Origin of the sequence: Pseudescherichia sp. L3 (assembly GCF_024656065.1) — a bacterium.
Taxonomy (GTDB): domain Bacteria; phylum Pseudomonadota; class Gammaproteobacteria; order Enterobacterales; family Enterobacteriaceae; genus Pseudescherichia.
The window spans coordinates 142,463-160,925 of sequence record NZ_JANKYC010000003.1; the positions used below are offsets into that span (position 1 = coordinate 142,463).

Sequence of the window (18,463 nt, forward strand, 5' to 3'; positions counted from 1 at the left end):
AGAGTATATCAAAAAATCGCTTAGTCAGGCGTAAAGTGACGTAAATGTTGTACCGTCGCCAGCCAGGCGGCCAGCCAGCCGATCATTGAGCACACCAGCAGCAGCAGCAGACATTCGTCAAACGACAGACCGTCGAGGTTGAACTGGGTACCAAATACCTTCGCCACGTCGGCTACGGCAGAAGAGAGCCGCATGACCAGCACCTCGGACAGGATCAGCGACATCAGCGCTCCGCTAAAGCCCAGCAGCGCCCCGCCATACAGGAACGGACGCAGGATAAAACCGTCGGTTGCGCCAATCAGCTTCTGGACGTTGATGGTATCGCGGCGGGAGAAGATGCTCAGACGCACGCTGTTACCGATCACCAGGAAGACGGCGGCCACCATCAGAACACCGATCATCGCCGATACCCGGCCCACCAGCCCGGTTAGCGCCGTCAGGCGGGCAAACCAGCTGTCGTCCATACGCACTTCATCGATACCGTTGATGCGCGTAATACGATCCCGCAGGGTGTTCAACGACTCGGTGCTCTGGAAATCGAGCTTGGGCACCACGACCGCCACGGCAGGAAGCGGATTCTCTTCGAGCATATCCAGCGCGCCGCCAAACCCGGACCAGTTACGGAACTCGCCGAGGGCGTCCTCGCGGGAGAGATAGTTGACCTTCTCCACCCCCTGCTCCGACTGCAGCTGGCCTACTACCTGCTGGGCGGCGTTATCATCCAGCGCCTTATCGAAGTAGACGGTGATCTGCGGCGACGGATAGTACTGGGTCGCCGCCTGGTTGACGTTCTTATAGACCATGTAGCAGACGCTGGGCAGCGTCAGGGAGATGGCAATCACCATTACCGTCAGGAAGGTTGCCAGCGGCTTGCTCTTGAGATCCTGCAGCGCGCCGCTAAACGCATAGCGCATCTGCTCATTGAAGACGTTACTCTTCCGCGAACCGGGCTTAGGCGGTGTCTTGCTGCGTCCGGACGGAGGACGGCTGCCGCCCGTGCCAGGCTTGCGGAAGCGATCGAACTTGCCGCCAAACTGACGAATTTGATTTACTGCGTCGCGTTTATTCACCCGCCAGGCCTCCATGCAAATGGCCGTCGCTCAGGCTCAGCGTCCGATATGAACGACGGGAAATCAGTCCGATGTCGTGCGTCGCCATCAGTACGGTGACCCCGACGCGGTTAAACTCTTCGAACAGGCGCAGAATGCCTTCCGAAAGCGCCTCATCAAGGTTACCGGTCGGTTCATCCGCCAGCAACACCGCAGGCTTGTTGACCACGGCGCGGGCGATACCCACGCGCTGCTGCTCACCGCCAGAGAGTTGGATCGGAAAATTTTTCGCTTTGTCCAGCAGCCCGACCTTATCCAGAGCCGCAGAGACGCGGCGGCGAATGTCATCCCCGCTGGCCCCGGCAATAATTAGCGGGATAGCCACGTTGTCGTAAACCGTGCGGTCCATCAACAGATGGTGATCCTGGAAAATCATGCCGATCTGCCGACGCAGAAACGGCACTTCGCGGTTCTTCAGGCGGCTGATATCATGCCCCCCAAAGAAGATTTTCCCGGCGCTTGGCCGCTCAATACCACAGATCAGCTTGAGCAGCGTACTTTTCCCTGCGCCAGAGTGGCCGGTCAGAAATGCCATCTCGCCCTGCTGCAGGTGAAAGGTCACCCCCTGCAGCGCTTGTCTCCCACCGAGATAGGCCTTGCTGACGTGTTCAAAGCGAATCATTGTTAATCCTCTCGGGCAAAAAGTGCCTCTATAAAATCGCCCGCATTAAACGGACGCAAGTCCTCTATACGCTCGCCAGTCCCGATATACCGAATAGGGATCCCGAACTGGTCGGCGACGGAGAAGATTACCCCGCCCTTCGCTGTACCATCCAGCTTGGTCAGAGTGATCCCCGTCAGGCCTACCGCTTCGTTAAACAGGCGGGTCTGGCTTACTGCATTCTGCCCGGTGCTGGCATCAATGGTCAGCATCACTTCGTGCGGCGCATCAACGTCCAGCTTTTTCATGACGCGGACAATCTTTTTCAGCTCTTCCATCAGGTGCGCTTTATTCTGCAAGCGACCGGCGGTATCGGCGATCAGCACGTCAACGCCGCGTGATTTCGCTGCCTGAATCGCATCGAAGATGACCGAAGCGGAGTCCGCACCGGTGTGCTGGGCAATCACCGGAATATTGTTGCGCTGGCCCCACACCTGGAGCTGCTCAACCGCTGCCGCGCGGAAAGTATCCCCTGCAGCCAGCATCACCGATTTACCCTGCTGTTCAAACTGACGGGCCAGCTTACCGATGGTCGTGGTTTTCCCGACGCCGTTGACGCCCACCATCAGAATAACAAATGGCGTTTTGCCTTCAATATTAAGCGGCGCATCAACTTTTGCGAGAATATCGCCCATCTCCGCCTTCAGCAGGCCGTAGAGCGCCTCGGCATCCTGCAGCTGTTTGCGGCTGGCGCTCTCTGTCAGCGTGGCGATAATTTTACGCGTCGTCTCAACGCCAACGTCCGCCACCAGCAGTTGCTCTTCCAGCTCCTCGAACAGATCATCATCGATTTTTTTGCCGCGGAAAAGGCTGATAAATCCGGAACCGAGATTCTCTTTCGTTTTCAGTAGGCTGCGTTTCAGACGCGCAAAGAACCCCTCTTTGGTGGGCTTCTCCTGCTCCAGAGGTGCGACCTCAACGGGCTCCTCCTCCAGAACGATCTCCTCCTCGGCAGGCGCAGAGAGCGCAGCGGCTTCCAGCTCCTCGTCGGTGAGTTCACGCTGATCGTCTTCGGTTAACCACTCTTCTGCTTCCGGCTCAATGGGGGCAACCTCTTCCGCCTGCGGCAGCGCTTCCTCGGCAAGGTACACCGGCGGCTGAGCGTGCAGAGGCGCTTCCTGCGGCGCGGCTGGCTCTTCTATAACCGCTTCCGGCGCCGTTTCTGCAACCTCTTCCCGGGCAACTACCTGCTCCGTCACCTCGACGACGTCGGCGGCAAAAGCTTCCGATTCGGCTTCGCTATGTGGGGCAGGCTCCGCTTTTGCTTCGGCCTCTACTTCTTTTTCAATTTCTTGTTCAACAACCGCCTGCTGCTGGATCGGCTCTTCCGGCTGCGGTTCAATCTGCTGCTCAGGCTCTGCCTGCTGCGGCTCCTCTTTTGGGCCTAAGCCCAGCCAGGAGAGGAAACCCCGTTTTTTCTCTTTTGCCATTTGCGACTACACTCCTCGCGGTTAATTCATGGCACAGCCCGTATTGTCCTAAACCTAGTCGCAAACAGGGACTGAAAATTGTGTAAGTAATTCGTTAGTCTAACACTTTCCTGATTCTACAGCACCGCCTGCGGATTAAGGTTTCGTCCAGCGTCGCCCGCCGCTAAAATAGCGGCCTAAAAATTGTGACCAGAGCCAGCATTATGAAAAAACCCAACCGAGCCGCCAGCGGCCAGATACGCATCATTGGTGGTCAGTGGCGCGGCCGCAAACTACCGGTTCCGGACAGCCCCGGCCTGCGTCCAACGACGGATCGCGTCAGAGAGACCCTGTTTAACTGGCTGGCTCCCTCAATGGTAGACGCCCGCTGCCTCGACTGCTTCGCCGGCAGCGGTGCGCTGGGCCTGGAGGCGCTGTCGCGCTACGCGGCCTCTGCGACGCTGATAGAGATGGAGCGCGGCGTTGCCCGCCAGCTGCAACAGAACCTGGCGACGCTGAGCGCCACCCAGGGCAAAGTTGTTAACGACAATACGCTTACGTTCCTCAATCAGAGCGGAACCCCGCATGATATCGTCTTTGTCGATCCGCCGTTTCGTAAGGGCCTGCTCGACGAGACGCTGCGGCTGTTGGAAAATAACGGCTGGCTGGCGGATGACGCGCTAATCTATGTAGAGAGCGAAGTGGAAAGCGGGCTGCCGCCCGTGCCGACACATTGGGATCTGCACCGTGAAAAGATAGCCGGACAGGTGGCTTACCGCCTCTATCACCGGCACGTACCTTTATCATCGCTACGTACAGGGAGCGTAACATGCTGATTAATTTAGGCCGCCTGATGATGCTGTGCGTCTGGGCATTTCTGATCCTTAACCTGGTTCACCCCTTCCCGCGTCCGCTGAACATCTTTGTTAACGTGGCGCTGGTTTTCACCGCCTTTATGCATGCCTTACAGATGGTAATGATGAAGACCGCCCTGCCAAAAGATGGCCCGCAGATGACCGCCGCCGAGCAGTGGCGCATCTTTCTGTTTGGCGTCTTTGAGCTGCTGGTGTGGCAGAAAAGGCTTAAGCAGAAGAAGTAATCGGACGGACCCGCGTTGTCATCTGTCCGTCACGGCCACTACACTGAATAGCAAGGGTGTGGGCATAACGCCCATGAGACAGTAACGAATTCAAGGAATTAAGATGCTTTGGTCGTTTATCGCCGTATGTTTTTCCGCCTGGCTCTACGTGGACGCGTCCTATCGCGGGCCCGCCTGGCAACGCTGGGTCTTTAAACCCGTCACGCTGCTGCTGCTGCTGTTGCTGGCCTGGCAGGCACCGATGTTCAACGCCGTCAGCTATCTGGTGCTGGCCGGTCTCTGTGCGACCCTGGTGGGCGATGCGCTAACCCTGCTGCCGCGCCAGCAGCTGCTCTACGCTATCGGGGCGTTCTTCCTCGCGCATCTGCTTTACACCATCTACTTCGCCAGCCAGATGACGCTCAGCTTCTTCTGGCCACTGCCGCTGGCGTTGCTGGTGATTGGAGTGCTGCTGATCGCCACGATCTGGACGCGACTTGAGGAGCTACGCTGGCCTATCTGCACCTTTATCGCGATGACGCTGGTGATGGTCTGGCTGGCTGGCGAGCTGTGGTTCTTCCGTCCGACTAGCCCGGCGCTGTCGGCGTTTGTTGGTGCCGTCCTGCTGCTGTTGAGCAATATCGTCTGGCTGGGCAGCCACTACCGCCGCCGCTTCAAAGCAGACAGCGCCATTGTTAGCGCCTGCTATTTTGCCGGTCACTTCCTGATTGTTCGCTCCCTCTACATTTAACGCTTGACTCTGGAGTCGACTCCAGAGTGTATCCTCTGGTTAATGAGAAAATTATCATTGACCGGAGGACGTTATGTCTGTTCCTGAAAAGTCCAAAAAAGCGCCACAGTTTACGGCGTTTAAGCCCGCCCCTGCGCCGGTCCAGGAGGAGTGCTGCTGTGCGGAAGCGTGCGAAACGCAGCGTACCGCCCCCCTGCCGGCGAGTGGCGATCGTTACAGCTGGGTGGTTAACGGCATGGACTGCGCCGCCTGCGCGCGCAAAGTGGAAAACGCGGTCAGGCAGGTTGCCGGCGTTGAACAGGTTCAGGTGCTGTTCGCCACCGAGAAGCTGCTGGTTAACGCCTCGGGCAACGTTAGCGCTCAGGTAGAGGCCGCGGTCAGAAACGCCGGTTACTCTCTGCGCAGCGAATCAGCCCCGGTCGAGAAGAGGTCTTTCCTGCAGGAAAACCTGGCGCTTATCACGCTGATCGTCATGATGACGCTGAGCTGGGCGCTGGAGCAGGTCAACCACCCGCTCGGTAATCTGGCCTTTATCGCCACCACCCTCGTCGGCCTCTACCCTATCGCCCGCCAGGCGCTGCGCCTGATGAGAAGCGGCAGCTGGTTTGCCATTGAGACGCTGATGAGCGTGGCGGCCATCGGGGCGCTGTTTATCGGCGCAACGGCAGAGGCGGCGATGGTGCTGCTGCTATTTTTAGTCGGTGAGCGTCTTGAGGGCTGGGCTGCCAGCCGGGCGCGGAAGGGCGTCAGCGCTCTGGTGGCGCTTAAGCCCGAGACCGCGACTTTAGTCGTTAACGGCGAACGTAAAACGGTGGCGATAGATTCGCTGCGGCCAGGCGATGTGATTGAGGTCGCCGCTGGCGGCCGCCTGCCTGCCGATGGGGCGCTGCTTAGTGCTGACGCCAGTTTTGATGAGAGCGCCCTGACTGGCGAGTCCATTCCCGTGGCGCGCGCCGCCGGGGAAAAGGTGCCTGCCGGGGCCACCAGCGTGGATCGTCTGGTCCAGCTTAACGTGCTATCAGAGCCGGGCGACAGCGCGATTGACCGTATCCTCAGGCTGATCGAGGAGGCCGAGGAGCGCCGCGCCCCTGTTGAGCGCTTTATCGATCGCTTCAGCCGCATCTATACCCCTATTGTTATGCTCATCGCCCTGCTGGTTGCGGTTGTGCCTCCGCTGCTCTTCAGCGCCCCGTGGGAAGGCTGGATCTACAAAGGGCTGACCCTGCTGCTCATCGGCTGTCCGTGTGCGCTGGTGATCTCCACGCCAGCGGCGATCACCTCCGGGCTGGCGGCAGCGGCACGCCGGGGTGCGCTGATTAAGGGCGGCGCAGCGCTGGAGCAGCTCGGGCGCGTGCGGCATATCGCCTTCGATAAAACCGGCACCCTGACGCTGGGTAAACCGCAGATCACGGGAATGTATCCTCATCACACCAGCGAGGAGACGCTGCTTACGCTGGCCGCTGCGGTTGAACAGGGTTCGACCCACCCGCTGGCACAGGCCATTGTGCGTGAAGCCGAGGCTCGCGGGCTGGCGATCCCACGCGCCACGGCGCAGCGCGCGCTGGTGGGATCGGGTATAGAGGCCGACGTCGAGGGCAAAAAAGTGCTGATCTGCGCGGCAGGTAAGTTTGCGGCTGTCGAATTGAGCGAGCGCATTCACGCCCTGGAAGCGGCCGGGCAGACGGTGGTTATTGTTGCTGAAGATGGCGAGCTAAAAGGCGTGCTGGCGCTGCGGGACACCCTGCGTGATGATGCAAGGCAGGCGGTTGCTGACCTACATCGGCTGGGCGTGCAGGGGACGATCCTGACGGGCGATAACCCACGCGCGGCGGCGGCGGTTGCTGGCGAACTGGGGCTTGAGTTCAAAGCCGGGCTGCTGCCGGAAGATAAAGTCGCGGCGGTCACCGCGCTAAACGATCGTGCGCCGCTGGCGATGGTTGGAGACGGCATTAACGACGCCCCGGCAATGAAGGCGGCCACTATCGGTATCGCGATGGGCAGCGGCACCGACGTGGCGCTGGAGACCGCCGACGCGGCGCTGACCCACAGCAGGCTGACCGGACTGGCAGAGATGATTACCCTGGCGCGAGCAACGCACGCTGACATTCGGCAGAACATTGCCATTGCGCTGGGGTTGAAGGGCATATTTTTAGTGACTACGCTGCTGGGGATCACCGGACTCTGGCTGGCGGTGCTCGCCGACACCGGCGCAACGGTGCTGGTAACGGCGAACGCGTTACGTTTGTTACGCGGGCGGTGAAACGCCGGGTGGCGGCTTCGCCTGACCCGGCCTACGGTTTTGTAGGCCCGGCAAGCAGAGCGCCGCCGGGCTTCACGCTTACTGCATCCCTAATACTCCCGGCAGCCACAGCGAAATCGCCGGGATATAGGTCACCATTGCCAGCACCACCAGCAGCATGGCGTAGAAGGGCATCATTGCCTTTACTACCGTTTCGATCTTCTGCTTGCTCACCGCGCTGGCAACAAACAGCACCGAGCCAACCGGCGGTGTGATCAGCCCGATCCCGAGATTAACCATCATGATCATGCCGAAGTGCACCGGATCGATCCCCAAAGAGTTGGTCACCGGCAGCAGCACCGGGGTCAGGATCAGGATCAGCGGGGCCATATCCATCAACGTGCCCACCAGCAGCAACATGATATTGAGATACATCAGAATGACGTACTTGTTATCCGACAGCGAGGTGAAGAACTCGGTGATGCGCACCGGCAGCTGCATATAGGTCATGACCGCGCCGAACGCTGCCGCAAAACCGATCAGGATCATCACGATGGTGACGGTCTTTACCGTACGGCACATCAGCTTCGGCAGCTCGCTCCACTTGTAGTCGCGGTAGATAAACATGGTCACGAAGAAGGCCCACAGGCAGGCCACCGCCGCCGACTCGGTGGCAGTAAAGATCCCCGACAGGATGCCGCCGAGAATGATCACTACCGTCATCAGCCCCCACAGGGCATCGAACAGGATCTTCAGCGCCTGCTTAAACGGGATCCGCTCCCCTTTCGGGTAGCCGCGCTTATGGGCAAAGCCAAGGCAGAGGATCATCAGGCACAGCCCGAGCAGCAGTCCCGGTAACACCCCAGCGATGAACAGGGTAGCGATAGAGACCGTGCCCCCCGCCGCCAGAGAGTAGATCACCGAGTTATGGCTGGGTGGAATGAGAATGGCCTGCACCGAGCCGCTGGCGGTCACCGCCGCCGCGTACTCACGCGGGTAGCCTTTCTTCTCCATCTCCGGGATCATCACGCTGCCTATAGAGGCCGTGTCCGCTACCGACGAGCCGGAAATCGCACCGAAAAAGGTCGAGGCGACGATATTCACCAGCGACAGGCCGCCGCGAATAAAGCCGACAAAGACGTAGGCAAAGTTAACCAGACGCCGGGCAATGCCCCCTTCCGCCATGATCGCGCCCGCCAGGATAAAGAACGGGATCGCCAGCAGGGTAAACTTGTTCACCCCGCTAGTGATCTGGATCATCAGCGCCTCAAGAGGCAGATCGATCCACAGCGCACCAGCGACCGCACTTAGCCCAACGGCGAAGGCCACCGGCATACCCAGCGCCAGCAAGATGGCGAGGGTGAACAACAAAACAAACGCATCCATCTTTCACCCCTTAAGTATGGTTACCGAGCAGCACGACCGGACGATTTTCCTGCGATCCAAACAGCAGGCGCTCAAGTACAAACAGGATCAGGATCGCCGACCCCAGCGGCAGCGGGAGATAGCTCTCCCCGGAGGTCAGGATCGGGAACTCGGCGACGGGCTGCTCCCACAGCTCCACGCACAGCCAGAAGCTGTACCAGAAAATGATCAGGGAGATCCCCAGCATCAGCAGATCCACCACCCGAGCGCACAGGGTCTGCAGCGCTGCGGGCAGCCGGTCGGTAAGCATGTTCACCGCAATGTGTGACCCGGCGCGGTAGCTGACCGCCGCGCCGATAAAGGTAAAGGTCACCATGCAGATAATGGCGATTGGCTCCGGCCAGGACTCACCGCGGTTAAGCACGTAGCGCGAGAAGATGCCAATGGGGATCACAATAGTCATCACCAGCAGCGCCGCGCCCGCTACGACCATCGCAAGCAGGTACAGACGGTCCATCCACTTCAGGTAGCGTTCGGACATACGTCCTCCACAAAACGGGTCTGATTTACTTAACGTCGGCGATGGCTTTCATCAGATCCTGATGCTTATCGCCATACTGGGCGCGCACCGGCTCTGTCGCTTTGATAAAGACCGATTTGTCGATGTCGTGGAACTGGACGCCGCCCGCCTTCATCTTGTCGAGCGCCTGCTGGTTATAGGCATTCCACAGCTTGCGCTGTTCAAACTGCGCTTCGCGGGCCAGGGTGAGGATTTTTTTCTGATCGTCAGCGCTGAGCTTGTCCCACTTCACTTTGGAGTAGAGCAGCATCTCTGGGGTAATGAAGTGGCCGCTGAGGGTGTAGTTTTTTGCCACCGGCATATAGTTGTGGGCCACAAAGGTCGGCGGGTTGTTCTCTGCTCCGTCAATCACACCGGTTTGCATGCCGCTGTAGACCTCGCTCACGCCCATCGCCACCGAGTTAGCTCCCATATCTTTCAGCGTGGCCAGCGCCACCGGGCTACCCTGCACGCGGATCTTTTTGCCCTTCAGGTCTTCTGGTTTGACAATCGGATCCTTGGTGATCAGGTTGCGGGTGCCGGAGTCCATCCAGCCGAGAAATACCAGCCTGGATTTCGGGTTGGCGGTGAGCTTCTCGCCGATCTGCTTGCCGATATCACCGTCGATAATTTTGTGCATGTGGTCTTCATCGCGGAAGACGTAGGGCAGCGTAAAGACTTCGATGTCCGGCAGGATCGCCGCCACCGGTGCCATGGAGACGCGGATGATGTCGATAGCGCCCATCTGCGCCTGCTCGATCATCTGCTTTTCATCCCCAAGTACGCCGCCAGGGAAGACTTTGATCTCCAGCTTACCGTCGGTTTGCTGTTTCAACTTTTCGCCCATCTGCTCTACGGCCACCACGTTGGGATAACCCTGCGGATGAACATCGGCAGCTTTGATGGTTTGAGCAGCAACAGAGGAGGCAAAAGCAGTCAGGCACAGAGCGGCTAACAACGGCTTCAAGGTCGTTTTCATTGAGTCAACTCCAGGGTAGTGAGGTAAGCGGCAAACAGCGTTTTATTTTTACGCTTAAAAACTACACTACGCCTGGAGAAGCAGAGGTGAAGCGGTTCACAAAAGTAATAAGATTGTGAAACGATGGTTCAATTATGTGACAACGGTAGTCCAAATGATGTTAATAAACGGTGTTATTGCCCTTTACGCAGCAGATAACGGTACGGCAGCGCCTCCACCTGCTGGGCGACCAGCTCGTGCTCCATAAAGCGGCAAAATCCGGGAATATCGCGCGTGGTAGCGGGATCGTCGGCGATAATCAGCAAGGTTTCCCCGGCCTGCATGGTGCGTACGGTTTTACGTACCATCATCACAGGTTCCGGGCAGCGCAGCCCCTGAGCGTCAAGGGTATGGTCTGGCGTAGTAAAGAGATCGGTCATTTTTAGCTCATTCCGTCAAAAACCGCTGTAGTTTACGCCGCGATCATCGCAATGCAAACCATGTTAACGATTGCGTGCATTTTAACCATTGCAAAGTGGTGCTAAAGCAGTATGATGCGGCGGTTCAAATTGGGTTCCCTCACCCCAACTCATAAAAAGGTCACAATATGACGCAGTTCTCGCAATCTCAGCGCATGAAGGCGCTGTTCTGGCTATCGCTTTTTCATCTGCTGGTGATCACCTCCAGCAACTATCTGGTACAGCTGCCGATCTCGGTGTTTGGTTTCCATACCACCTGGGGCGCGTTTAGCTTTCCCTTTATCTTCCTCGCCACCGACCTGACCGTGCGTATTTTTGGCGCACCGCTCGCCCGGCGGATCATCTTTGCCGTCATGATCCCGGCGCTGATTATCTCCTATATCGTCTCGTCGCTGTTTTATATGGGCAGCTGGCAGGGCTTTGGCGCGCTGACACACTTTAACCTGTTCGTCGCCCGCATCGCCGCCGCAAGCTTTATGGCGTATACCCTGGGGCAGATCCTCGACGTGCGCGTCTTTAACCGCCTGCGTCAGAATCGCCGCTGGTGGCTTGCCCCGACCGTCTCCACCGTGTTCGGTAACGCCAGCGATACCGTTGCCTTCTTCTTTATCGCCTTCTGGCGTAGCCCGGACGCGTTTATGGCCCAGCACTGGACCGAAATCGCGCTGGTAGACTACAGCTTTAAGGTGCTTATCAGCATTCTGTTCTTCTTGCCGATGTATGGCGTATTGCTGAATATGTGCCTGAAAAGACTGGCGGATAAATCTGAAATTTCTGCGTTGCAGGCCAGTTAAAGGTACGCCTTCTAACTTGTGATAAGATGGGCCTATGAGCCGTTTTGGCCGTTTATTGAAAGGAAGAAGTCAATGCGCAATCTGGTTAAGTATGTCGGGATTGGCCTGCTGGTGTTAGGGCTGGCGGCCTGTGATAACAACGATGCGAAAACGCCTGCACAGGGTGCCGCGTCGGAGAGCAACGCGACCGGTCAGCCGGTGAGCCTGCTGGATGGCAAGGTGACCTTCTCCCTGCCTGCCGACATGAGCGATCAGAGCGGAAAGCTGGGTACCCAGGCGAATAATATGCACGTCTACTCCGACGCCACCGGCCAGAAAGCGGTGATTGTGATCGTTGGTGATACCACCAATGAAGAGCTGCCGGTGCTGACGAAACGTCTGGAAGAGCAGCAGCGCAGCCGCGATCCGCAGCTGCAGGTGGTGACCAATAAATCCATCGAGGTGAAAGGTCACACGCTGCAGCAGCTGGACAGCATCATCTCCGCAAAAGGCCAGACCGCCTGGTCCTCCGTGGTGCTGGGTAAGGTTGATGGCAAGCTGCTGACCATCCAGGTCACGCTGCCGGCAGAAAACCAGCAGCAGGCGCAGAGCGCAGCAGAGAATATTATCAACACTATCGTGATTAACTAATTGTTGATTAACTAATTGTTGATTAACTAATTGTTGATTAACTAATTGTATGTAACGCCCGGCGGCGCGCTGCTTGCCGGGCCTACGACTCGGAAACGGTCTCCATTGGAGGCCGTTTTTTTAACTGCCACGCCAGCAGCAACGCCACCGCTACCAGCCCAGCCGCCGCAATATAGATTGACGAGACGCCGGTCCACGCCATCAGCAGCCCGGCCGCCGGCCCGGTGATGCCCAGGGCCAGGTCCATAAACACCGTATAGGTCGCCAGCGCCGCGCCCTGATTCTGCTGCGGCACCGCTTTAACCGCCACGACGCCCAGCGCCGGGAAGACCAGCGAGAACCCCGCCCCCGCCAGCAGCACGCCGACTTTCGCCATCCAGGGCGCAGAGGCAAGGCCGGTGAGCATTAATCCCAGCGTCTCAACCGCAAAGCAGATCAGCGCCACGTTGAGGCCACCTAGCCGGCTGATGCTATTGGGGAAAAAGAGGCGTGCGCCGATAAATGCACAGCTAAAGAGCGTCAGGGCAAAGGCCGCACCATCCCAGCCTTTCGCATCGTAGAAAAGGGTAATAAAAGTAGCGATAACGCCAAATCCGGCAGAGCCCAGCGCCAGCGCCATGCCGTAGAGCCAGATCCGCCCCAGTACGTCGCGAAACGGCAGCGGCTTGCCTTTACTCACCTTCACCGCCGGACGAGTCAGGGCAAAGAGGAACGCCACCAGCGCCACGGCCATGATAGTGAGGGACAGTCCGGTCAGGCCAACGTAGTGAAAGCAGAGCACGCCCAGCGGTGCGCCGAGCGCCATCGCGCCATAGGAGGCGATACCGTTCCAGGAGATGACCTTGCCGATGTGCAGCGACCCCACCGTGCCTACGCCCCAAAGCGTCGAGCCGGTACCGGCAAAGCTCTGACCTACGCCGAGGATCACCCTGCCGACGCAGAGCAGTGCCAGGCTGACGATGGGCCAGCCGCTGCCTATACTCGCCAGCAGGTAGCCGACGCCGCTCAGAAAGCAGCCGCACAGGCCAAAGAGCACGATCTTTTTTGGCCCCAGACTATCGGCATAGCGCCCGGCGTGCGGGCGGCTCAACAGCGTGGCGAAATATTGCAGGCTGATCACCAGCCCTGCCCAGAAGGCGCTAAACCCCATAACGTCGTGGACATAGCCCGGCAGTACGGCCAGCGGCAGACCAATAATGAAGTAGCTTGCGAAGTTAAATATAACGACGGAGATAATGCGCAGGTTAAGGCGCACTCCGCTTAGCGCCGGGTCGGCGACGGGTTCAGGCATCAAGCTCACCAGTTTTACAACGGTTCTTTACAGGAGTGTTTCACTATTACCACGGCGAGGCGTGAAAATCAGCCTTCACAATAAGATTATCCGTCTTAAACGAAGCCCCAACAAGGCACTACACTTAACGTGCACAGCGATAAAAGGAATTCAACATGCTCAACATATTGCCTGAAAAATCTGGTGATAAAGCAGGACTGCACATTCTTGTCAAACTGGCCGCGCTGGTGATTATCCTTGCGGGTATCCATGCGGCGGCCGATATTATCGTCCAGCTTCTGCTGGCGCTCTTCTTTGCTATCGTTCTTAATCCTCTGGTCACCTGGTTTTTACGTCGTGGAATTAAACGCCCCCTCGCAATAACTATCGTGGTGGTGGTGATGCTGGTGGTGCTTACCGCCCTGTTTGGCGTGCTCGCTGCTTCGACAACCGACTTTATTAATCTGCTACCGAAATATAACCGGGAGTTAACGCGCAAAATTGTCGCCCTCCAGCAGGCGCTGCCTTTTTTGAATCTGCACATCTCGCCGGAGCGTATGCTGCAGCGCATGGACTCCGATAAGATGATGACCTTCGCCACCACGCTGATGGCGCAGCTCTCTAACGCCATGGCCAGCGTCGTTCTGCTGGTAATGACGGTGGTGTTTATGCTGTTTGAAGTTCGTCACGTGCCCTACAAGCTGCGCTTCGCGCTGAATAATCCGCAGATCCACATCGCGGGCCTGCATCGGGCACTGAAAGGCGTTTCGCACTATCTGGCGCTCAAGACACTCATTAGCCTGTGGACCGGGGTAATTATCTGGCTGGGGTTGATGCTGCTGGATGTTCAGTTTGCCCTGATGTGGGGCGTGCTGGCATTCCTGCTGAACTACGTGCCCAATATCGGCTCCGTGCTGTCGGCTATCCCGCCGATGATTCAGGCGCTGCTGTTCAACGGCTACTATGAATTTTTCATGGTCGGCGCACTCTTCCTGGTCGTGCATATGCTGCTGGGCAACATCCTTGAACCGCGCATGATGGGCCACCGGCTGGGGATGTCTACACTGGTGGTGTTCCTCTCGCTGCTGGTGTGGGGATGGCTGCTGGGACCGGTGGGCATGCTTCTCTCGGTCCCGCTCACCAGCGTGTGTAAAATCTGGATGGAGACCACCAAAGGGGGCAGCAAGCTGGCCATCCTGCTGGGTCCAGGACGGCCAAAGAGTAAGCTACCAGGGTAATCTTAGTCCTTTCCCGCCGCTTGCTGTGCTGGCGGCGGGAAAGCAGGCAAGGTCAATTTGATAGAGGCAATCTCGGGGATGCGTACCGCTGGCGTTCTTATATCCCGAAGCAGAACGTTGATATTGGTTGCCTGCGGATCAATCCTCTGAAGCAGTGAAAGGCGAAAGAAGATGTCTTTCAACCAGCTACATGGACTTAAATCAATAGCGAAAATTTTCAGGTACGCTTCTGCTTTAAAAACCAGATCGTAAAGCGTTACCGGATCGAAGCCAAACACGCTCTCTTTGTAGCAGTTGCGTAAGGTAGTTAATGATTCAGAAGGATGCAACGTACCTTGGGTTAAATAGCTACGCTGAAAATAGTCCTCTACCTGAACAAACTTGTCTAATAGAGGCAATGCATAAAGACCTGCTCCGCTCAGTAGCTGGTTAAATTCTTTTAGCGCCATAGTAAAAGCCAAGTTAGGTTGGCTTATCTCGATACGTAAGCTGGGATTGAAACCAGTCGTACCTTCTACCTGAATAATGTCACAGTATCGGTCATCCTGTAGACCCAGCACGGTCTCAACCAACGTAAAGGTCATGGCATAGCGCGTATTTACGGCGATAAATTTCAGTAACCCATTGTAGTGACGCGGAGATCTTTTTATCTGCAAATTATGAAATATCCCGACTAGCAGAATGGCAATGATACGAGAAAGCAATGGCTGTTTATGTTCGTCGCGGATCTGCCGCAGCGTCAGAAGGTACTCCTTGCTCTCTTCGCTAACGTTCAGGGCAAAATATTTTCTTAGATAGCTGTTTAGGCGTTGCAGGTTAAATTGCCAGCTAGCTGCACCAATATGAACAGAGGGAGAAAAAACATATTTTAGAAGCGCGTTAATCCGTGTTTTAGACTGTGAAATATGTTCCTCAATGCCTCGGTCTTGGTGAAATAGCGTAATCCATGCCTGTAGCGCTTCATGGCGCTTTGCGTGGCCAAGCCAGCGGCAGCGTAAGAAGAAGTCTGCTGCTCTTCCCAGCCGTAACGCATCGTCTTGTGGAAAGCTGTTAATTACATCGAGGTAGAGCGTACGATCCGGAAGCACCAGCGTGAGTAATCCATACTGCAGTTCCGCCATTTTGGCTTCATCTTCAGTCATATCAAGAGGATTTGCCACAATTTGCTGGAGTAACATCAATATATCGCTCTGGCAAATTGTCGCTACTTCTCGATCAAGCAGGATTTTCTTGGGTAGCGTACCGCGCAGACTTTTAAAAATATTTCTAACAAAAAGGCCCGCCAGCTGAAAAGTTTTATACTGCTCGGCAATGTCGTACACATCTTCAGAACTAAGATGTTCTCCCCTCAATCGTCTATTACTTTCTTTAATCTCTCGTTCGATCTCTTCAAGACTTTCAGAGCAGCCCACCCGGCAGAAAGTAAACTCTTTCGCTATGGAATTTCGATCGGCATTATCTTTAAGCGCCTTGCCAAAAGAGAACGGGATAATTTTCTTAAGTTGCCTGGCTAAGTGCACGTGCAGCGCATGATCAGGATCCTCAATTAACGCCTCAAAAAGTGCAAGAATCACCCTCAGTAAAATCCGCTCTTCACGGTGAATTTCTAAGGGCTGCAAGATATGCGCAAGTTGGCGGAGATAGGGCAGCATAAAGAAAAAGAAAAGACGCTCATTAAATTTTTCTTCAGGATATTCAACTGTTAACTCGCTTTGCCAAAGCTGGTTAATCAGCAGTTCAATTTGCTCAAGGTAACCTGTAATAAGCGGCCACGCCCGAGACTGGTAACCCTGACAAAAGAGCTCAACAAGCCGGGTTTTTATTAACTCGTCGCGGGCTACCTGCTGCTCCGCAATAAGCAGCGTTACGGCGTTAAGATTCTTATCAATCAGACCCAGCCATGCGCCCACTTCTGAAAAAAATGCATGGCTATCAGGAAACGCCTCTCGCATAAAAACCTTTTTTATCAATTGGATAAGTGAAAAAGATACTTTATTTTTTAACCACCTGATTTTTGCATAGTCCGCAGCCTTAGGCAATCTGCCACCATAGTCATGCGTTGTTAGCTACGGCTTTCGATACACTAACCCTAATTATTTATCTGGAGGCAGAGAATGGAAGATATCACCGATTCGCTTAAAAATGCTGTAGGTCAGCTGGCAAATGTGCTGGAATCCAGTCAAAACAAATATAACCGTGCCATGTACGATTCCCAGCCGCCGCAGATCCAGAAAACGATTCTGCAAAATTGCTATGACAACGGTATGCCCGCAAAAAAAATCGCCATTATGACCGGCGTTCCGTTGAGCACTGTTTATAGCAAGATTAAAGCCCGTTGAGAGAACATACGCAGCACCTGATGAGGCAGGTGCTGCCATGCTTAATGGTTAGACGATGATTTCTACGGGGCTGCCTCCGTCCGGTGAGCCTACTTCAGGTTTTCCGGGAAGTTCTCTGGCAGCTCGCTGGCTGCACAGTCGATGACGCTGTCGTTATTTGCCCCGCAGTCGCGTACAAAGGTGATGGTCGCGAACTCATCGATCACCTCCGTTGGGTAGGCAGGCCCCGCCTCGCGATATGACTCCATAAGCGGAATATGATCGTTCTGGAAACAGACGGTTTTTTCCGGATTGTTTATGACCCAGCGCGGGAAGAAGATCGTCCCGTGGAACAGCCGGTCACCGAGGTTAACAATCAAGCTAACGTCGGTGCCGGTCGGCTCGGTCCAGGAAATTTTGTAGGTGCTCTCACCCACCCGCACGATCCAGGCATGCTGATCTTTCACCCAGCGATTGCCAACAATCCCGCTATGAATACGGTAGTCCAGCGTCGACTCGTTTTTCACATAAATCTCGTAATTCCAGCCGTTGTCGTAGGTGTAAACCAGGTGTTTACCGACAAATCCACTCAGATCGTGTTTATCAAAGCTGTTCATTTTTTACCTCCTTCATGTGATAGAGATAGCGTACCGCTGCAAATTATGGATTAATAACGCTGATTTTGGATGGAATTAATTAACTTTTTAGATAATTTATGCACAAGACAACCCTGGAGCAGTGGTCACTGCTGGAAAAAGTGATTGAGCTGGGCAGCTTTGCCAAAGCCGCCGAAGAGACGCATCGCAGCCAGTCATCGGTGAGCTACAACCTGGCGCTGTTGCAAGAGCGTTTGGGCATCGCGCTGCTCGTGCCGGAAGGGCGACGCGCTGTGTTAACGCCTGCCGGGGAGCTGCTGTTAACCCAGGTTAAGCCCTTGCTGAAGGCCTTTGCCTATGTCGAAACGCGTGCGTCAACCTTGCGTAACGGTATGCGCACTCGCCTTGATTTGGTGGTCGACAGCATCTTTCCCCGCAGCCATCTGTTTGCCATCTTGCGTCAGTTTCAGCAGCGCTACCCCCAAACGCAGGTGCATCTCACCGAAGCCCAGGAAAACGTTGCCCTACCCGCGCACAGTGAAGCCGACGTGATGATCCTGCCGCGCCGTCAGGATATGACCGGACGCGGGGAGTGGCTGATGAACGTAGATTTCATCGCCGTGGCCCACCGCGATCATCCGCTCTTTGCATTGAGTACGTTAGATGACGAAACGCTCTCTGCCTGGCCGCTGATCCGCATCGCCGGGAGTGACAGTGCTCAGCAGTCCACCAGCGAAGCCTGGACCTTCTCAACCATCGATGCCGCGATTGACGCAGTGATGTATCAGGTGGGGTATGGCTGGCTACCGGAAGAGCGGATCCGCGAGCAGCTGGAGGCGGGCGTCTTAAAAACGCTGCCCCTCGGCCATGGCGTGCGCCGCGCTACGCCCCTGCACCTGATTGTAAAGAAAGACTTAATGCCGATGGATGAACAGGTGAAGACACTACTGAAACTCCTGACCTCTGCTAAGTAGCGTCTATGCTTAACGTTCAATAACGACATCTACGG

General features: G+C 56.2%; 19 protein-coding genes. 9 read left to right on the top strand and 10 right to left on the bottom strand.

Features of this window, described 5'->3' with window-relative positions:
* Positions 1 to 20 precede the first annotated feature (20 nt).
* Genes ftsX through ftsY form a run of 3 tightly spaced genes read right to left on the bottom strand, consistent with a single transcriptional unit; the run spans position 21 to position 3,200 of the window.
* The gene (gene ftsX / locus NR795_RS16010; protein ID WP_144817996.1) at positions 21 to 1,070 is read right to left on the bottom strand and encodes a permease-like cell division protein FtsX; all 1,050 of its coding nucleotides are present in this window, start codon (positions 1,068 to 1,070) and stop codon (positions 21 to 23) included.
* A complete protein-coding gene (ftsE, locus tag NR795_RS16015; protein WP_042393218.1) occupies positions 1,063 to 1,731 on the bottom strand; it encodes a cell division ATP-binding protein FtsE in 669 nt (222 codons plus the stop codon). Before ftsE ends, ftsX begins: the two co-directional genes overlap by 8 nt.
* Before the next feature lie 2 nt (positions 1,732 to 1,733).
* The gene (gene ftsY, locus NR795_RS16020) at positions 1,734 to 3,200 is read right to left on the bottom strand and encodes a signal recognition particle-docking protein FtsY (RefSeq protein ID WP_257758720.1); all 1,467 of its coding nucleotides are present in this window, start codon (positions 3,198 to 3,200) and stop codon (positions 1,734 to 1,736) included.
* 203 nt (positions 3,201 to 3,403) lie between these two features.
* Between ftsY and rsmD the strand changes: the two genes are divergently transcribed.
* From rsmD to zntA, 4 genes are all read left to right on the top strand, one after another.
* A complete protein-coding gene (gene rsmD / locus NR795_RS16025; RefSeq protein ID WP_144817994.1) occupies positions 3,404 to 4,015 on the top strand; it encodes a 16S rRNA (guanine(966)-N(2))-methyltransferase in 612 nt (203 codons plus the stop codon).
* A complete protein-coding gene (locus NR795_RS16030) occupies positions 4,009 to 4,278 on the top strand; it encodes a DUF1145 family protein (RefSeq protein ID WP_103820374.1) in 270 nt (89 codons plus the stop codon). The genes rsmD and NR795_RS16030 overlap by 7 nt, the downstream gene beginning before the upstream one ends.
* A gap of 103 nt (positions 4,279 to 4,381) precedes the next feature.
* A complete protein-coding gene (locus NR795_RS16035) occupies positions 4,382 to 5,008 on the top strand; it encodes a lysoplasmalogenase (protein ID WP_042393226.1) in 627 nt (208 codons plus the stop codon).
* 73 nt (positions 5,009 to 5,081) lie between these two features.
* Positions 5,082 to 7,268, top strand: coding sequence for a Zn(II)/Cd(II)/Pb(II) translocating P-type ATPase ZntA (gene zntA, locus NR795_RS16040; RefSeq protein ID WP_257758721.1), 2,187 nt, complete (start codon positions 5,082 to 5,084; stop codon positions 7,266 to 7,268).
* Between the two features lie 78 nt (positions 7,269 to 7,346).
* Here the strand turns inward: zntA and NR795_RS16045 are convergent, their stop codons facing one another.
* From NR795_RS16045 to tusA, 4 genes are all read right to left on the bottom strand, one after another.
* Positions 7,347 to 8,633 carry a TRAP transporter large permease gene (locus NR795_RS16045; protein WP_257758722.1) on the bottom strand — a complete coding sequence of 429 codons (1,287 nt, stop codon included), beginning with the start codon at positions 8,631 to 8,633 and terminating at the stop codon, positions 7,347 to 7,349.
* A 10-nt stretch (positions 8,634 to 8,643) separates the two neighbouring features.
* Positions 8,644 to 9,153, bottom strand: coding sequence for a TRAP transporter small permease (locus NR795_RS16050; RefSeq protein ID WP_257758723.1), 510 nt, complete (start codon positions 9,151 to 9,153; stop codon positions 8,644 to 8,646).
* A 25-nt stretch (positions 9,154 to 9,178) separates the two neighbouring features.
* Positions 9,179 to 10,150, bottom strand: a complete 972-nt coding sequence (locus tag NR795_RS16055) for a TRAP transporter substrate-binding protein (protein WP_144817989.1) — start codon at positions 10,148 to 10,150, stop codon at positions 9,179 to 9,181.
* A gap of 173 nt (positions 10,151 to 10,323) precedes the next feature.
* Positions 10,324 to 10,569, bottom strand: a complete 246-nt coding sequence (gene tusA / locus NR795_RS16060) for a sulfurtransferase TusA (protein ID WP_154056941.1) — start codon at positions 10,567 to 10,569, stop codon at positions 10,324 to 10,326.
* Positions 10,570 to 10,736: 167 nt separating this feature from the next.
* Between tusA and NR795_RS16065 the strand changes: the two genes are divergently transcribed.
* Positions 10,737 to 11,402 carry a 7-cyano-7-deazaguanine/7-aminomethyl-7-deazaguanine transporter gene (locus tag NR795_RS16065; protein ID WP_144817988.1) on the top strand — a complete coding sequence of 222 codons (666 nt, stop codon included), beginning with the start codon at positions 10,737 to 10,739 and terminating at the stop codon, positions 11,400 to 11,402.
* 72 nt (positions 11,403 to 11,474) lie between these two features.
* Positions 11,475 to 12,032, top strand: coding sequence for a DcrB family lipoprotein (locus tag NR795_RS16070; RefSeq protein WP_144817987.1), 558 nt, complete (start codon positions 11,475 to 11,477; stop codon positions 12,030 to 12,032).
* An 82-nt stretch (positions 12,033 to 12,114) separates the two neighbouring features.
* On the opposite strand, the gene NR795_RS16075 is transcribed toward NR795_RS16070, so the two are convergent.
* Positions 12,115 to 13,323 (bottom strand): MFS transporter, encoded by a 1,209-nt coding sequence (locus NR795_RS16075; protein ID WP_238082549.1) that lies wholly within the window; start codon positions 13,321 to 13,323, stop codon positions 12,115 to 12,117.
* Positions 13,324 to 13,478: 155 nt separating this feature from the next.
* Here NR795_RS16075 and NR795_RS16080 point away from each other — a divergent pair, with 155 nt between their 5' ends.
* Positions 13,479 to 14,540: an AI-2E family transporter gene (locus NR795_RS16080; protein WP_257758724.1), complete on the top strand. Its 1,062-nt coding sequence runs from the start codon at positions 13,479 to 13,481 to the stop codon at positions 14,538 to 14,540.
* A 2-nt stretch (positions 14,541 to 14,542) separates the two neighbouring features.
* Here the strand turns inward: NR795_RS16080 and NR795_RS16085 are convergent, their stop codons facing one another.
* Positions 14,543 to 16,579, bottom strand: coding sequence for a hypothetical protein (locus NR795_RS16085; protein WP_257758725.1), 2,037 nt, complete (start codon positions 16,577 to 16,579; stop codon positions 14,543 to 14,545).
* Between the two features lie 75 nt (positions 16,580 to 16,654).
* On the opposite strand from NR795_RS16085, the gene NR795_RS16090 reads away from it, so the two are divergent.
* Entirely contained in the window at positions 16,655 to 16,879 is a 225-nt protein-coding gene (locus tag NR795_RS16090) for a hypothetical protein (RefSeq protein ID WP_257758726.1), read from the top strand.
* Positions 16,880 to 16,968: 89 nt separating this feature from the next.
* Here the strand turns inward: NR795_RS16090 and NR795_RS16095 are convergent, their stop codons facing one another.
* A complete protein-coding gene (locus tag NR795_RS16095; RefSeq protein ID WP_144817984.1) occupies positions 16,969 to 17,475 on the bottom strand; it encodes a phenolic acid decarboxylase in 507 nt (168 codons plus the stop codon).
* A gap of 98 nt (positions 17,476 to 17,573) precedes the next feature.
* Here NR795_RS16095 and NR795_RS16100 point away from each other — a divergent pair, with 98 nt between their 5' ends.
* Positions 17,574 to 18,428 (top strand): LysR family transcriptional regulator, encoded by an 855-nt coding sequence (locus tag NR795_RS16100; protein ID WP_144817983.1) that lies wholly within the window; start codon positions 17,574 to 17,576, stop codon positions 18,426 to 18,428.
* Positions 18,429 to 18,463: the final 35 nt, after the last annotated feature.

Bases quoted from the DNA above. Each gene is read 5' to 3' on its own strand.
- NR795_RS16030 (WP_103820374.1), top strand. From the start codon at position 4,009: ATGCTGATTAATTTAGGCCGCCTGATGATGCTGTGCGTCTGGGCATTT.
- NR795_RS16075 (WP_238082549.1), bottom strand. From the start codon at position 13,323: ATGCCTGAACCCGTCGCCGACCCGGCGCTAAGCGGAGTGCGCCTTAAC.
- NR795_RS16080 (WP_257758724.1), top strand. From the start codon at position 13,479: ATGCTCAACATATTGCCTGAAAAATCTGGTGATAAAGCAGGACTGCAC.
- NR795_RS16070 (WP_144817987.1), top strand. From the start codon at position 11,475: ATGCGCAATCTGGTTAAGTATGTCGGGATTGGCCTGCTGGTGTTAGGG.
- NR795_RS16050 (WP_257758723.1), bottom strand. From the start codon at position 9,153: ATGTCCGAACGCTACCTGAAGTGGATGGACCGTCTGTACCTGCTTGCG.
- NR795_RS16095 (WP_144817984.1), bottom strand. From the start codon at position 17,475: ATGAACAGCTTTGATAAACACGATCTGAGTGGATTTGTCGGTAAACAC.
- ftsE (WP_042393218.1), bottom strand. From the start codon at position 1,731: ATGATTCGCTTTGAACACGTCAGCAAGGCCTATCTCGGTGGGAGACAA.
- NR795_RS16035 (WP_042393226.1), top strand. From the start codon at position 4,382: ATGCTTTGGTCGTTTATCGCCGTATGTTTTTCCGCCTGGCTCTACGTG.
- ftsY (WP_257758720.1), bottom strand. From the start codon at position 3,200: ATGGCAAAAGAGAAAAAACGGGGTTTCCTCTCCTGGCTGGGCTTAGGC.
- rsmD (WP_144817994.1), top strand. From the start codon at position 3,404: ATGAAAAAACCCAACCGAGCCGCCAGCGGCCAGATACGCATCATTGGT.
- NR795_RS16045 (WP_257758722.1), bottom strand. From the start codon at position 8,633: ATGGATGCGTTTGTTTTGTTGTTCACCCTCGCCATCTTGCTGGCGCTG.
- NR795_RS16100 (WP_144817983.1), top strand. From the start codon at position 17,574: ATGCACAAGACAACCCTGGAGCAGTGGTCACTGCTGGAAAAAGTGATT.
- NR795_RS16055 (WP_144817989.1), bottom strand. From the start codon at position 10,150: ATGAAAACGACCTTGAAGCCGTTGTTAGCCGCTCTGTGCCTGACTGCT.
- tusA (WP_154056941.1), bottom strand. From the start codon at position 10,569: ATGACCGATCTCTTTACTACGCCAGACCATACCCTTGACGCTCAGGGG.
- NR795_RS16090 (WP_257758726.1), top strand. From the start codon at position 16,655: ATGGAAGATATCACCGATTCGCTTAAAAATGCTGTAGGTCAGCTGGCA.
- NR795_RS16065 (WP_144817988.1), top strand. From the start codon at position 10,737: ATGACGCAGTTCTCGCAATCTCAGCGCATGAAGGCGCTGTTCTGGCTA.
- zntA (WP_257758721.1), top strand. From the start codon at position 5,082: ATGTCTGTTCCTGAAAAGTCCAAAAAAGCGCCACAGTTTACGGCGTTT.